The sequence below is a fragment of the Hymenobacter ruber genome (assembly GCF_054783255.1).
The window spans coordinates 1,455,232-1,468,447 of record NZ_BAAGQX010000004.1 but is presented as its reverse complement, the minus strand read 5'-3'; the positions used below and the strand labels follow the sequence as shown (position 1 = coordinate 1,468,447).

Genomic DNA, 13,216 nt, shown 5'->3' with positions numbered 1-13,216 from the left:
TTACGGTGCCTTTCATCCTTCATTTTTACTTGTTTACCTCATGGCAGGCCAATCTACCACGCCTGTTTCTTCCGGCTCTCCCACCCCTGCTACCACCGCCGATGCGCTGGTGAATCCCAAACTCCTCACCCCCAAAAAAGACGGCCCGCTGGCCGAAGTGGCCCGGCTCGTGGCCGAAGCCTGGGGCAAGGAAACCTGGTTCGTTCTGCGCTGGAAAACGCAGGCTGATTTTGCCAAGCTGGTGTTGGAATTTTCCGCCAGCATCACCGACAAGCGCAGCGCTGCCGCCGCCCGCACCCCGCAAAGCCAGCGCCTGCAAGAGCTGGACGACCAGTTTGACGAGGGCCTGCGCATTCTGAAAAAATACATCAACGAAGACAGCGACTACAACAAAGCCAAAACCGATGCCCGCCTGCCCGGTTTCGGGCTGATAACGCGCAAAAGCGGCGGCTTCGCCCTGACCGAAGACCGCGACCAGCGCCTCGTGGCCCTGCGCGATATGCTGCTGCCCGCCGTGGCCGCCGCCCCCTTCGCCAAGCGCGATTACGGCACGGCCTTCTGGCAAACCCGCTTCGATGAATACCAGGACCTGCTGGGCAAAACTGGCGGCTTGGCCGGCCAGGTCAGCAAGTCGGTGAGCAAGAAAGACGTGGCGAAGCTGGAGCTGCGCAAGGTGCTGCAAGCCGTGGTGTACGCGCTGAAGGCCAATTTCCCGGACACGTTTGAGGCGGAATTGCGGAGCTGGGGCTTCCGAAAGGAGAGCTACTAGGGTGTAGCGCGGACTTTGTAGTCCGCGAGTAAGAACAGCTGGCTGTTCTCACTCGCGGACTACAAAGTCCGCGCTACACCGACCTTTGCGCCCATGCACACCCTTGCCCAACTGCGCGCCGGCCAGCTCCACGGCCTCACGCGCTTAGATTTAGCCGAAGGCCTCACCGAATTTCCGCGCGAAATCTTCGCCCTCGCCGATACACTCGAAGTCCTCAACCTCACCGGCAACGACCTCTCCGCGCTGCCCGATGACCTGGGCCGGCTGCACAAGTTGCGGGTGCTGTTTTGTTCCGATAATCAGTTTACCGAAGTGCCCGCCGTGCTGGGCCAGTGCCCGCACCTGAGCATGGTGGGCTTCAAGGCCAACCAGATACGTACCCTGCCTGCAGCGGCCCTCACGCCGGCCCTGCGCTGGCTCATCCTCACCGATAACCAGCTGGAAGCATTGCCCGCCGAAATCGGGAACTGCGGGCACCTGCAAAAGCTGATGCTGGCCGGCAACCAGCTGCGCGAATTGCCCGCAACCCTGGCCCGCTGCACCAACCTGGAGCTGCTGCGCATAGCGGCCAACCGCCTCACCGCGCTGCCGCCGTGGCTGCTGGCCCTGCCGCGCCTCGCGTGGCTGGCCTACGCTGGCAACCCCTTCAGCGCGGCACTTGAGGCCCGCATGGAGGCCCAGCAGCGCATCGGCCCCATCGCCTGGAACACCCTGACGGTGGAAGAAAAGCTGGGCGAAGGCGCTTCCGGCGTGATTTATCGCGCCCTTCGGGAGCAGTCCAACGTGGAAGATGTTGACGTAGCCGTGAAGCTCTTCAAAGGCGCGGTGACCAGCGACGGCCTGCCCCACTGCGAGATGCTGGCCTGCATCGAAGCCGGGGCCCACCCCAACCTGATTGCGGTGGAAGGCAAAGTGAGCGGCCACCCCACCGGAGCCGAAGGCCTAGTGCTAGAGCTGATTGACGACGCTTTCGGCAACCTGGCCGGCCCGCCCAGCCTGGCCACCTGCACCCGCGATGTGTATAAGCCCGGCACTTCGTTCAGCCTCGAAACGGCCCTTAGCATAGCCCAGGGCATTGCCGCCGCCGCCGGGCACCTCCACACGAAGGGCATCCTGCACGGCGACTTATACGCCCACAACATCCTGACCACCCGCGAAGGCAACGCCCTGTTGGGCGATTTTGGGGCCGCTTGTTTTTATAATTCCGAGGATGCGGCCACCGCTCAGGCCCTGCAACGGCTGGAAGTGCGCGCCTTCGGCTGCCTGCTGGAAGAGCTGCTGACGCATTGCGACGAGGCCGACAAAGCGCCGGCCGCAGTAGCGGCGCTCTGGGACTTGCAGCGGCGCTGCGTGGCGCTGGAGGTGGCGGGGCGGCCGCTGTTTGCGGAGATTGAACGAGAGTTGGCCGGGTTGTAGCGCGGACTTTGTAGTCCGCGAGTGGATTGATTGACTCGCGGACTACAAAGTCCGCGCTACACTACTCTGCCAGCCGCTGGTAGCGGATGCGGGGCTGCACGCTGCTGGTATCCACGTAAAATGCGAAGGTGGTTTCGGCGCTGTTGATTTCGAAGCGCACCTCGGCCAGGCGCTTGGGCGGCGTGAAGCGCGGCATGGCGGCGAAGCGCATCTCCACGGGCACGCCCGTGCCGCCCAGCGGCAGCAGGTAGAGGCCGCGCTTGTCATCGAGCAGGTACTGCGTGGCGGTGGCCCGCAATTGATAGCTGGGAATGGTGTAGCCCATTTCCTCGTAGTAGCCGTGGTAGTGGAAGCGGCGCAGCACGCGCCCGGTGCGGATGTTGCGCACGAAGGCATTGGGCGCGCGCAGCTGCTGCACGGTGGGCGTGCGGCCGTAGCCCTCCATGCCATCGGCGAAGCGGATGGGGTGGGCCTTGCCGGGCGCGTACACCACCAGCACGGTGCTGTCGCTGAGAAAGGACGCGCCCACCAGTTCGGCATCGGGCCGCTCGAAGCGCATGGGCGGGCGGCCTGGCCGCAGCAGTTCCGATGCCGTGAGCAGGGCCGCGCCGTTGGGCGAAAGCGCGGGCTCAGCCTCGGGGCCGCCACCGGGGCCCCGGCCTTCGCTCAGGCGCAGCACATTGCCGGCCAGGTCCAGCAGGAGCACCACCTGCCCGCCCACGTCGCTGTCGGGCACCATAAAATCGAGGGTGAAAACCAGTGCGCCCAGCGGCCGGCTATAGCCGAGGTACTGCGGTAGGTAAGCCTCGCTTTCGGTCACGATATCCGCCCCGGCCTTCTTGAAAAAAGCGGCCTTGCGCAGCTTGCGGCTGAAAATCTGGCGGCCGGACTGCTCGCGCAGCGTCACGGTGTAGTAACCCTCGAAGCCGCGCACCCGCTTGAAGTGGCCGGGCGTTTCCTCGTAGGTGGCCGTGAGGCGGTGAGCCGAGTCGGTTTCGGCGGCCAGCAGCAGGTGGTAGGGCTGGCCGTTGAGCATCACCAGCGTATCGGCCGCGGCGGGCGGGGCCCAACCGGGGATTTCGGGCGGCGGCTTGGGCTTGGCCACGGGCGGCGGGGCGGCGGGCGGCGCGGGCAGGGGCGCAGGCGCAACCGCCACGCTGGGCATAGCCCGCGCATCCGACCTCGTAGAATGGAGCTTTTGCTCGCAGCCCGCCAGCAGCGCCAGCAGGCCTACGGCCACTAGATTGCGCATTATTTTGAGAGCCAGCCGTTGGCGTCGAGCCAGTTGCGCAGGCGGTCCGTCCAGAGGTCTTTGGTGGTTTTGTTGTTGAGGCCAAAGCCGTGGCCGCCCTTGGGGTAAAGGTGCATTTCGGCCGGCACGCCGTGGCGCAGGCAGGCCTGGTAGAACACGATGCTATTGTTCACGGGCACCGTTTTGTCGTCCTGGGCGTGCACGAGGAAGGTGGGCGGCGTCTGGGCCGTCACCTGCAGCTCGTTGGAATACTGCCGGATTTGCGCCGCCGACGGGGTTTTGCCCAGCAGGTTGTCGCGCGAGCCGGTGTGCTTGAGCGTGTCGCTGAAGCTGATAACCGGGTACATGAGCACCAGAAACGCGGGCCGCACCGAAGTCGGCCCCGCATTATCGCCCACCGGCTTGGCAAACTGGGTGCCCGCCCACGCCGCCAGGTGCCCGCCCGCCGAAAAGCCCATCAGGCCAATGCGCTCGGGGTTGATATTGTATTTGGCGGCCTGCTGGCGCACAAGGCGCAGCGCCTGCTGGGCATCGAGCAGTGGGGCAATGGATTTGTCGGGCTGGCTGGCATCGTTGGGCAGGCGGTATTTCAGCACGAAGGCCGTTACGCCAAACTCATTCAGGCGCTTGGCCACGTCGTAGCCCTCGCTGTCGATGGACAGCCGGGTGTAGCCGCCGCCGGGGCAAATGATGACGGCCGTGCCATTGGCCGTGCCCGCCGCCGGCAGAAAGGCCGTGAGGTTGGGCTGCACCACGTTGGAAATCCGCACGCCGCCATTGGCCAGCGTGACGCTGGTTTCCTGCACCGCGCTGGGCCGGGAATCGGGCACGGTGCCCGTATAAATCGGGAAAGTCTGCTGAGCGAACAGGCGCCCGGTGGCCAGCAGCAGAAGGCCCATAAAAGCAATAGTAGCGGTTGTTTTCATAGAATAGCGGATTGTACGCAAAAGTACGCCACACGGCCTTATGGCGGCATTATTAAACAAGCACGTAGCATTATCAGATGAAAATCCTGTAACCTGCAACCTAATTTGAATTATTCCGTACCGGCCACGGTCTTTAGGTCATGCGCAAGACCACTCTGCTGGCCGCCGCCGCCCTACTGGGCAGCCCCGGTCTCACCCTGGCCCAGAACACGCCCGACGAAAACAATCCCAACGTGGATGCCCCGTTCGTGCGAAATATTCGCGCCGACCGTCCCGGCCAAACCATCACCGCCCAGGTACTCCGCCCCGGGCGCCTGCAGCTCGAAACAGGCTTCCAGCGCCAGTTTGGCGGCGTGGGCCTGGCCCAGAGCCTGAGCGCCGCTACGCTCCGCATCGGCTTTTTCAACAGCATGGAGCTGCGCGTGAGCCAGCCCTACTTCCACAACGGCCCGTCGCGCATCACCGAAGCCGGCCGCGTCGATTCCAGCGGCTGGGCCCCGGTGGTGGTGGGCGCGAAATTTATGATTTCGCCCAACTACGACACCCGCACGCAGGTAGCCATTCTGGTCGAGTCGGCAGTGCCGGGCACGGGTAGCGCGGGCCTGCGCGGCACCACCTGGGGCCCCGGCGGCCGCCTGCTGGTGAGCGAGCAGATTGGCGAGCGGTTTGGCCTCGAAGCCAACTTCGGCTTCAGCCAGCGCGGCCTCACCACCAAGGACATCGAAAAAGGGCAGTTTCTGGGCACGCTGGCCCTCAATGGTCCGCTGAGCGAGAAGGCTGGTTTCTTCGTGGAAGCCTATGGCTACGGCCGCCAGGCCCTGACCACCGGCACCACGGCAGGGGTGTATTTCCGGCCTATTCCGGCCATGCGCCTCGACATCACGGCTGGCCAGGCGGTGAGCGGACTGGCGGCCGGAACCTCCACGGTAGGAGCTGGCCTCACATTCAAAGTGGGCAAGTAGAACTGACGGGCGCGAACAACGCGAAAACAACGTTCAGCAAAAAGCCTGCGTAGTAACGCAGGCTTTTTTGCGTAAAATCAGCTTCTTAACCCATTTGCTATGCGCCTCTCCTTTTTTCTGCTGACCCTGCTGGCCGCCGGCTGCCAGACCCGCCCACCCCAGGAAACCGCTGCGTCCCACTCCCCCGCTCGCGTGGCGCCCGACGCCAAGCTGCGCGATACCCGCTGGGTGCCGCGCCAGCTGGCCGGCCAGCTCGTGGCCGTGCCGGCCGATACCCAGGAGCCTTACCTGCTGCTCCGCGCCGATGGCACGGCCGAAGGCAACGGCAGCTGCAACCGCTTCCGGGGCACTTTTTTCAGTGAAAAGGCCGGTGAATTGAAGTTCAGTCCGCTGATGAGTACGCGCATGGCCTGCGCGGCCATTGCCATCGAGAACGAGTTTACCCGCGCCCTGGGCCAGTCGAGCACCTACCGCATCAGCGGCGACACGCTGCTGCTATTCAACGCCACGAGCGCGCCGGTAGCGCGGCTGGAGGCGGTGTATTTGAAGTAGATATATTGCTGAATGGGTGAATGGCTGGACGGTTGAATTGATTGGTTCGTAATCAATTCAACCGTCCAGCCATTCACCCATTCAGCATTTTATTTTCTATTATCGTCGGTGAGGGGCGGGATGCGGGTGGGTGTTTGCTTGCCCGAGACAATGCCGCTGGCGCTCTGGGCGATGGCTTGAATAACAGCCGTCATATTGGACAAGCTCAGGCTTTCCACTTCGTCATCGACGGAATGGTAGAGGCCGTCCATCGGAATCTGGTCGGTGCTGATGGTGTGGGCGGGCACGCCGAGGCGGGCCAGGGTGGCATTGTCGGAGCGGTAGAACAGGTTTTGCTCGGGGTACGGGTCGGGCTCGAAACGGAACTTGCTGCCGGCGAGATTGGCTTGCAGCAGCTTGCCGAAATCGGACCGCTCGTAGCCGGTAATGAAGGCCGTGTTGGGGCCGAATTTGGCCTCTTTGCCAATCATTTCAATGTTGAACATGGCCGCTACCTGCTGCGGGTCGAGCTGTTTCGAGAAAAACTGGGAGCCGAACCCGCCCACTTCCTCGGCCGCGAAGGCTACGAAGATGAGCGGGCGCGCATTGTCGTTTTTCTTTTTGAAGTATTCGGCCAGGGCCACGACGGCGGTGGTGCCGCTGGCGTCGTCGTCGGCCCCGTTGGCGATGGAGTCGCCTGCCACCGGCTTGAGGTAGCCGAGGTGGTCGTAGTGGCCCGAGAACACCACGTTCTCCTTGGCCCGCTTGGGGTCGTGGGCGGGCAGCATGCCCACAATGTTGCGCAGCTCCACTGGCTGCAGCACACTGCTGGCGCTGATGCGGTAGGTGAGCGTTGCCGGCTTGGGGCCCAGCACAAACACCGTTGAGAAAGGTTTCGGCTGCTCGGCGCTGATGGTGCCTTTGGCCGTGTAGCCCGCCAGCTGACGGAATGCTTTGGTCTGAGCCGTATCAACGAAAACCAGGGTATTGGCCTTGGGTCGCAGGTAGGAGAACATTTTGCCGCGCTCGGCGGGCTCGGGGCCGATGACAACCACGGCTGGGGGCTGGGCATCTTCGCTGGTCCAGCGCAAGGTGGGTTCGCCAGAAATGGCCACGGCCTGCAGCGGCGCCAGAGTTTGGTCGTTGACGACGGCCGCCACCGGGCTGGTCAGGCCCTGGTACACGGTGAGGGTTTGCTCGAAATTGGCTTGGCCCGGCAATGGCTTCAGACCGATGCGCTTAAACTCAGCAGCCAGAAACTGCGCAGCTTTCAGGCCGCCGGGCTGGCCGGTGCCTCGCCCCTGCATGTCGTCGGCCGCCAGGGTCTGAATGACGCGGGTGACCGTGGCGGATGATACGCTAGCGGCTTTGGGAGCGGGTTTCTTGGCTGCTTTTTGGGCGGCGACTGGCAGGGCGGCCAACAGACCGGCCAGGAGAAGTAGTGGTTTCATGCGAAGTGTAAGGGAGATTGGGCGCGAAAAGTAGCGCGGACTTTGCAGTCCGCGTCCCGGTGCAGTTTGCGAATCGTTGAAACGGCGTAGGGACGCGGACTACAAAGTCCGCGTTACAGTGGTTTAGCTCAAGGTCAGCACCAAATCATCGGCCGATACGCGGGTGCCTTCGGGCAGCACCACATCGGCCACGGTCAGGTCCTGCGGGGCGGTGATGGTGGTTTCCATCTTCATGGCTTCGATGACGAAGAGCGGGGTGTTTTTGGGCGCGGCCTGGCCGGGCTTCACCAACACTTTGCTGAGCATGCCTTGCAGCGGCGCGCCCAGCTGGCGCGGGTTGGCCTTGTCGGCTTTGGCGTTGCTGATTTTGGTGACGGCCACCGACTGGTCGCGCACCTGCAGGTTGCGGGTCTGACCGTTGAGGGTGAAGAAAATGGTGCGGCAACCCTCCTCGTTGATGTCACCTACCGACTCCAGGCGCACGATAACTGACTTGCCCCGGGCAATTTCGATGATGGTTTCCTCGCCCGATTTCAGGCCGTAGAAGAACGTGGAAGTAGGCACCTTGCTCACGTTGCCAAACTTCTGGCGGAAAGCCCAGTATTCCTCAAAAACCTTCGGATAGAGCAGCGATGAAAGCATATCCGTGAACTTCGCGCCGGGGAATTTCTCCTGAAACGCGGGCCATTCCTTGTCGAAATCGATGGGCGCAAGGTGCTCATTGGGCCGGTCGGTGAACGGGGTTTCGTTCTTCAGAATCAGCTTTTGCAGCTCGGCGGGCCAGCCGCCTTCAGGCTGGCCGATGTCGCCGCGGAATAGCTCGCGCACCGATTCGGGAAAGTTCAGGCTTTCGCCCTTTTCCATCACGTCCTGCGGCGTTAGGCCATTGCTTACCATAAACAGAGCCATGTCGCCCACCACTTTCGAGCTGGGCGTCACCTTCACGATGTCGCCAAACATCATGTTCACGTCGGCAAAGCGCTGTTTCACTTCCTCAAACTTATCGAGCAGGCCCAGCGAGGCCGCCTGCGGGCGTAGGTTGGAATACTGCCCGCCGGGAATCTCGTGCTGAAACACTTCCGAGGTGCCGGCTTTCAGGCCCGACTCAAACGGATAATACATCTCGCGCACGGCCTCCCAATAGTTACTGAACTCGTTGAGGGAATGCTGGTTGAACTCGCGGTGGCGCGGCGTGTGGCGCAGCATTTCCACCACCGAGTTGAAGTTGGGCTGCGAGGTGAGGCCCGAAAGCGAGCCCAGCGCCACATCGATGACATTGGCCCCGGCCTCCACGGCCTTCGCATAAGTGGCCGCCTGCAATGAGGACGTGTCGTGGGTGTGCAGGTGAATGGGCAGCTTCACGGTATCGCGCAGGCCCTGAATCAGTTCCGTGGCGGCGTAGGGCTTCAGCAGGCCGGCCATGTCCTTGATGCAGAGGATGTGCGCGCCGGCATCTTCGAGCTGCTTAGCCAGCTTTAGGTAGTAATCGAGCGTGTATTTGGTGCGGTTCGGGTCCATGATGTCCCCGGTGTAGCAAATGCTGGCTTCGGCCAGGCGGGTGGTTTTGTTGCGCACGAAACCGATGCACGCCTCTAAACCCTTCATCCAGTTCAGCGAGTCGAAAATGCGGAACACGTCCACCCCAGTTTCGGCCGCCTGCTGCACGAAACGCTCGGTCAGGTTATCGGGGTAGGCTTTGTAGCCCACGCCGTTGGCCCCGCGAATGAGCATCTGCAACAGAATATTCGGAATGGCTTCGCGCAGCTTGGCGAGGCGCTCCCATGGGTCTTCGTGCAGGAAACGCAGGGCCACGTCGAACGTCGCACCACCCCATACTTCAAGGCTGAAGGTTTGCGGATGCTGCTGGGCGTAGGCGCGGGCCACTTTCAGCATGTCCCAGGTGCGCATGCGGGTGGCCAGCAGGCTCTGGTGGGCATCGCGCAGGGTAGTGTCGGTGTAGTGAATGAGCGGCTCATTGCGCAGCCACTCCGCAAATTTCTCAGGTCCTAGCTCGTCCAGCTTTTGCTTGGTGCCCGGAGCGGGTTCGGCGTATTCGAAGTGCGGAATGTGCGGGCGGCGCGGATTGGCGCGCGGGTCGAGCAGGTTCTTCACGTCGGGGTTGCCGTTCACCACTGTCTCGCCGATGAAGCCGAGCAGGCGCGTGGCGCGGTCCTGCCGGGTTTCAAACTGAAACAGTTCGGGGTGGTCCTTGATGAAATCGACGGTGGCATGGCCGGTCTGGAATTCCTCGTTGCCGACGATATTTTTCAGGAACGGAATGTTGGTTTTCACCCCACGAATGCGGAATTCGTCCAGCGCGCGCAGCATTTTCTGGGCCGCGCCGTGCAGCGTGGGCGCGTGGGCCGAGATTTTGACCAGCATCGAATCAAAAAACGGCGATACCACTGCGCCCTGATACACCGAGCCCTCGTCGAGCCGGATACCGAAGCCGCCCGCCGAGCGGTAGGCCACGATGGTGCCGTAGTCGGGCTTGAAGTCGTTGGCGGGGTTTTCGGTGGTCACGCGGCACTGCACCGCGAAGCCGGCCCGCAGCGGTACCACATCGGGGCCGAGGCCGATTTCCGGGTCGCTGAGCTTGTAGTTCGCGGCGATATAAATCTGAGTTTTAATCAGGTCGATGCCGGTAATCATTTCGGTCACTGTGTGTTCTACCTGAATCCGCGGGTTTACCTCAATGAAGTAAATCCGGTCCTGCTCGGGGTTCACCAGGAATTCGACGGTGCCCACGTTGTCGTAGCCCACGGCCCGCCCGATGCGCAGGGCGTACTCGTACAGGAGGTGCCGCTGGTGGTCGGGTAGGTTCAGGGCGGGCGCCACTTCCACTACTTTCTGGAAGCGGCGCTGCACCGAGCAGTCACGCTCGTAGAGATGCACGAGGTTGCCGTGGTGGTCGCCCACTAACTGAACTTCAATATGCTTGGGCCGCTCCACGAATTTCTCCAGGAACACCGTGTCGTCACCGAAGGCATTCAGCGCCTCATTCCGCGCCTCAAAAAAGCCCTTTTCCATCTGCTCATCGTCGCGGATGATGCGCATGCCGCGCCCGCCGCCGCCGGCTGCGGCCTTCAACATCACGGGGTACCCAATGCGGTTGGCCTCGGTTTTAGCGGTTTCGAAGTCCACCAAATCGGCTTCGCTGCTCTCGATTTGGGGCACCTGGCACTGCTGGGCCACTTCCTTGGCGCGCACTTTGTCGCCGAGGGCTTCCATGACTTCGGGGCGCGGGCCGACGAAAATGATGCCTTCCTCGGCGCAGCGCCGTGAAAGGGTGGCATTTTCCGAGAGGAAGCCGTAGCCGGGATGGATGGCGTTGACGCCATTCTCTTTGGCAACGCGGATGATGCCTTCGATGTCGAGGTAGGGCTTCAGCGGCTCATCGTCGCGGCCAATCTGGTAGGCTTCGTCGGCCTTGTAGCGGTGCTGCGAGTACCGGTCCTCGTAGGTGTACACGGCCACCGTGGGGATGTTGAGCTCGGTGGCGGCGCGCATCACGCGAATGGCAATTTCGCCACGGTTGGCGACCAGGAGTTTAGTTATGTTCATAGAGGCAGTGGGGTGATAGACGCGAATACGGCGAAACTACACCAAAGGCCGGGCAATTTGCGATACAAACGTTTGCACATTTTATAATTCGCACCCGCCCAGCCTGAAAGCCGTTCTGTTATCAAATTATTACGAAGCCTCCGGCATGCCGCCAATTCACCCGCTCTATTCGTCGGATTAAGTTGAAGCAATACCGTAATCATGTACAACTGCCTGGCAAACAAGAAAGCTGAAACCGAGTTAGGTCAACAGCTCATCACCATTTCGCGGCTCATGCAGTTTTCCGACAAAAATTTTCTCATTATTGGCGCATCGTCGGGCATCGGACTGGCTACGGCCACCCTACTTAGCGGCCTCGGCGCCAACCTGTTCACGGCCTCGCGCCACCAATCGCCGGAGCTGGCAGCGCTGGATACCACGCACATCGCCTACGATGCCACGCAGGCCGTGGGCCCGGCCCTCGACGGCTTGCCCGAGGTGCTGCACGGCGTGGTGTACTGCCCCGGCAGCATCAAGCTGCGCCCGTTCGAACGCATTCCGGTGGAGGATTTTCAGGCTGATTTCGACCTGAACGTGCTGGGGGCCGTGCGCGTCATTCAGGCCACCATCAAGCGCCTAAAAAAAGCCGAAGGCACTGCCTCCATCGTGCTTTTCAGCACCGTGGCGGCCGATACGGGCATGAGCTTCCACGCCAGCATTGCCACCGCCAAGGCCGCCGTGGAAGGCCTCACCCGCGCCCTGGCCGCCGAGTATGCCGCCAGCGGCGTGCGCGTGAATTGCATCGCGCCCTCGCTCACCAACACGCCGCTGGCCGCCGCGCTGCTCAACTCGCCCGAGAAGGTGGAGGCCGGCGGCAAGCGCCACCCCCTGCAGCGCATCGGCCAGCCCGAGGATTTGGCCTACATGGCCTCGTTTCTGCTCTCCGACCATAGCTCATTCGTGACCGGCCAGGTACTGGCCGTAGATGGCGGCATGGGGAAATTGAAGTAGGCAACAGTTATGAAAATCTGCATCTTCTGGCACCGGCGCGATTTGCGTATTCACGACAACGTGGGCCTGGCAGCAGCGCTGGCCAGTGGCCTGCCGGTGCTGCCGCTGTTCATTTACGATAAGGAAATCCTCGACCATCTGCCCGAGAAAGCTGATGCCCGGCTCACGTTCATTTTTGACGAAGTAGAGAAGCTGGCCCAAGAAACCGAAGCGGCACGCGGCACTTTCGTGGCCCGCTACGGCGAGCCGCTGAAGGTGCTGGAGCAGTTGGTGAAGGACTTCGACGTGGCTGCGGTGTACACCAACGAAGACTACGAACCCTACGCCACCAAGCGCGACACTGCCGTAGCCAAAATGCTGAAAAAGCACGATGTGGAATTTCATGCCTATAAAGACCAGGTCATCTTCGCTAAAGATGAGATTATGACCAAATCGGGCACGGTGCCCAAGGTTTTCGGCGCTTACCTGAAAGCCTACACGGCCAAGCTGACCGATGAGCTGCTGGAGCCACACGATTCTAAAAAGCTATTTCAGAAGGCTAACCTGCAACACGTTTCCGAAGAAAAGGCGCGCCCTACGCTCAAAAGCATGGGTTTTGAGCGCCGGGAGCAATACTTACCGCCGGTGAAGCTGCCGGCCGAGGGCATTGTGCGCAACTACCACAAAACGCGCGACACGCCCGCCAACGAGCACGGCAGCACCCGCGAGTCGCTGAACCTGCGCTTCGGCACCCTGAGTGTGCGCGAGGTGATGCGCCAAGCCAAAGAACTGAACCCGAAGCTACTGGCCGAAATAATCTGGCGCGACTTCTTTATGATGCTACTCTGGCATTTCCCCCACACCGCCACCCAGAGCTACGACCCCAAGATGCGGCACATCCACTATCGCAACAACGAGGACGAGTTCCGGGCCTGGTGCGACGGCCGCACTGGCTACCCGCTGGTGGATGCCGGCATGCGCCAGCTCAACGAAACCGGCTACATGCCCAACCGCGTGCGCATGACCGTGGCCGGCTTTCTGGTGAAGCACCTGTTCATCGACTGGCGTTGGGGCGAGCGATATTTCGCCGACAAGCTGCTCGACTACGACATGGCCAACAACGTGGGCAACTGGCAGTGGATGGCCGGCACCGGGGCCATTTCGGCCCCCTGGTTTCGGGTGTACAGCCCCGAGAGCCAGCAAGCGCAGGTCGACCCCGAAATGAAGTATGTGAAGCGGTGGGTGCCCGAGGTAGAAACTTCGAAATATCCAGCGCTAATTGTCGAGCACAAGTTTGGGCGCGAGCGGGCGGTGGAAGCCATCCGAGCGGCGCGCATCGCGGCTTCGTAGCAACGTAGCGCGGACTCTGTAGTCCG

General features: G+C 62.1%; 10 protein-coding genes. 6 read left to right on the top strand and 4 right to left on the bottom strand.

What is annotated here, in order from left to right; genetic code table 11:
• The first annotated feature begins 40 nt into the window (after positions 1-40).
• Together ACYVM5_RS16795 and ACYVM5_RS16790 are read left to right on the top strand one after the other, a co-directional pair.
• Complete coding sequence (locus ACYVM5_RS16795; RefSeq protein ID WP_460619258.1) at positions 41-769, top strand: hypothetical protein; 729 nt, start codon at positions 41-43, stop codon at positions 767-769.
• Positions 770-862: 93 nt separating this feature from the next.
• Complete coding sequence (locus tag ACYVM5_RS16790; RefSeq protein WP_460619257.1) at positions 863-2,185, top strand: leucine-rich repeat-containing protein kinase family protein; 1,323 nt, start codon at positions 863-865, stop codon at positions 2,183-2,185.
• 61 nt (positions 2,186-2,246) lie between these two features.
• On the opposite strand, the gene ACYVM5_RS16785 is transcribed toward ACYVM5_RS16790, so the two are convergent.
• Both ACYVM5_RS16785 and ACYVM5_RS16780 read right to left on the bottom strand, forming a co-directional pair.
• Positions 2,247-3,437 carry a hypothetical protein gene (locus ACYVM5_RS16785; protein WP_460619256.1) on the bottom strand — a complete coding sequence of 397 codons (1,191 nt, stop codon included), beginning with the start codon at positions 3,435-3,437 and terminating at the stop codon, positions 2,247-2,249.
• The gene (locus ACYVM5_RS16780; RefSeq protein WP_460619255.1) at positions 3,437-4,363 is read right to left on the bottom strand and encodes an alpha/beta hydrolase; all 927 of its coding nucleotides are present in this window, start codon (positions 4,361-4,363) and stop codon (positions 3,437-3,439) included. The genes ACYVM5_RS16785 and ACYVM5_RS16780 overlap by 1 nt, the downstream gene beginning before the upstream one ends.
• Before the next feature lie 140 nt (positions 4,364-4,503).
• On the opposite strand from ACYVM5_RS16780, the gene ACYVM5_RS16775 reads away from it, so the two are divergent.
• Both ACYVM5_RS16775 and ACYVM5_RS16770 read left to right on the top strand, forming a co-directional pair.
• Complete coding sequence (locus ACYVM5_RS16775; protein WP_460619254.1) at positions 4,504-5,325, top strand: transporter; 822 nt, start codon at positions 4,504-4,506, stop codon at positions 5,323-5,325.
• A 99-nt stretch (positions 5,326-5,424) separates the two neighbouring features.
• Positions 5,425-5,877, top strand: a complete 453-nt coding sequence (locus ACYVM5_RS16770; RefSeq protein WP_460619253.1) for an META domain-containing protein — start codon at positions 5,425-5,427, stop codon at positions 5,875-5,877.
• An 89-nt stretch (positions 5,878-5,966) separates the two neighbouring features.
• Here ACYVM5_RS16770 and ACYVM5_RS16765 read toward each other — a convergent pair whose 3' ends face one another.
• Positions 5,967-7,307: a M20/M25/M40 family metallo-hydrolase gene (locus ACYVM5_RS16765; protein WP_460619252.1), complete on the bottom strand. Its 1,341-nt coding sequence runs from the start codon at positions 7,305-7,307 to the stop codon at positions 5,967-5,969.
• 123 nt (positions 7,308-7,430) lie between these two features.
• Positions 7,431-10,871: a pyruvate carboxylase gene (locus ACYVM5_RS16760; RefSeq protein WP_460619251.1), complete on the bottom strand. Its 3,441-nt coding sequence runs from the start codon at positions 10,869-10,871 to the stop codon at positions 7,431-7,433.
• Between the two features lie 273 nt (positions 10,872-11,144).
• Between ACYVM5_RS16760 and ACYVM5_RS16755 the strand changes: the two genes are divergently transcribed.
• Positions 11,145-11,861: an SDR family NAD(P)-dependent oxidoreductase gene (locus ACYVM5_RS16755; protein WP_460620196.1), complete on the top strand. Its 717-nt coding sequence runs from the start codon at positions 11,145-11,147 to the stop codon at positions 11,859-11,861.
• Positions 11,862-11,870: 9 nt separating this feature from the next.
• The gene (locus tag ACYVM5_RS16750) at positions 11,871-13,190 is read left to right on the top strand and encodes a cryptochrome/photolyase family protein (protein WP_460619250.1); all 1,320 of its coding nucleotides are present in this window, start codon (positions 11,871-11,873) and stop codon (positions 13,188-13,190) included.
• The last annotated feature ends 26 nt before the right edge of the window (positions 13,191-13,216 follow it).

Bases quoted from the DNA above. Each gene is read 5' to 3' on its own strand.
- ACYVM5_RS16770 (WP_460619253.1), top strand. From the start codon at position 5,425: ATGCGCCTCTCCTTTTTTCTGCTGACCCTGCTGGCCGCCGGCTGCCAG.
- ACYVM5_RS16795 (WP_460619258.1), top strand. From the start codon at position 41: ATGGCAGGCCAATCTACCACGCCTGTTTCTTCCGGCTCTCCCACCCCT.
- ACYVM5_RS16750 (WP_460619250.1), top strand. From the start codon at position 11,871: ATGAAAATCTGCATCTTCTGGCACCGGCGCGATTTGCGTATTCACGAC.
- ACYVM5_RS16755 (WP_460620196.1), top strand. From the start codon at position 11,145: ATGCAGTTTTCCGACAAAAATTTTCTCATTATTGGCGCATCGTCGGGC.
- ACYVM5_RS16775 (WP_460619254.1), top strand. From the start codon at position 4,504: ATGCGCAAGACCACTCTGCTGGCCGCCGCCGCCCTACTGGGCAGCCCC.
- ACYVM5_RS16785 (WP_460619256.1), bottom strand. From the start codon at position 3,437: ATGCGCAATCTAGTGGCCGTAGGCCTGCTGGCGCTGCTGGCGGGCTGC.
- ACYVM5_RS16780 (WP_460619255.1), bottom strand. From the start codon at position 4,363: ATGAAAACAACCGCTACTATTGCTTTTATGGGCCTTCTGCTGCTGGCC.
- ACYVM5_RS16765 (WP_460619252.1), bottom strand. From the start codon at position 7,307: ATGAAACCACTACTTCTCCTGGCCGGTCTGTTGGCCGCCCTGCCAGTC.
- ACYVM5_RS16760 (WP_460619251.1), bottom strand. From the start codon at position 10,871: ATGAACATAACTAAACTCCTGGTCGCCAACCGTGGCGAAATTGCCATT.
- ACYVM5_RS16790 (WP_460619257.1), top strand. From the start codon at position 863: ATGCACACCCTTGCCCAACTGCGCGCCGGCCAGCTCCACGGCCTCACG.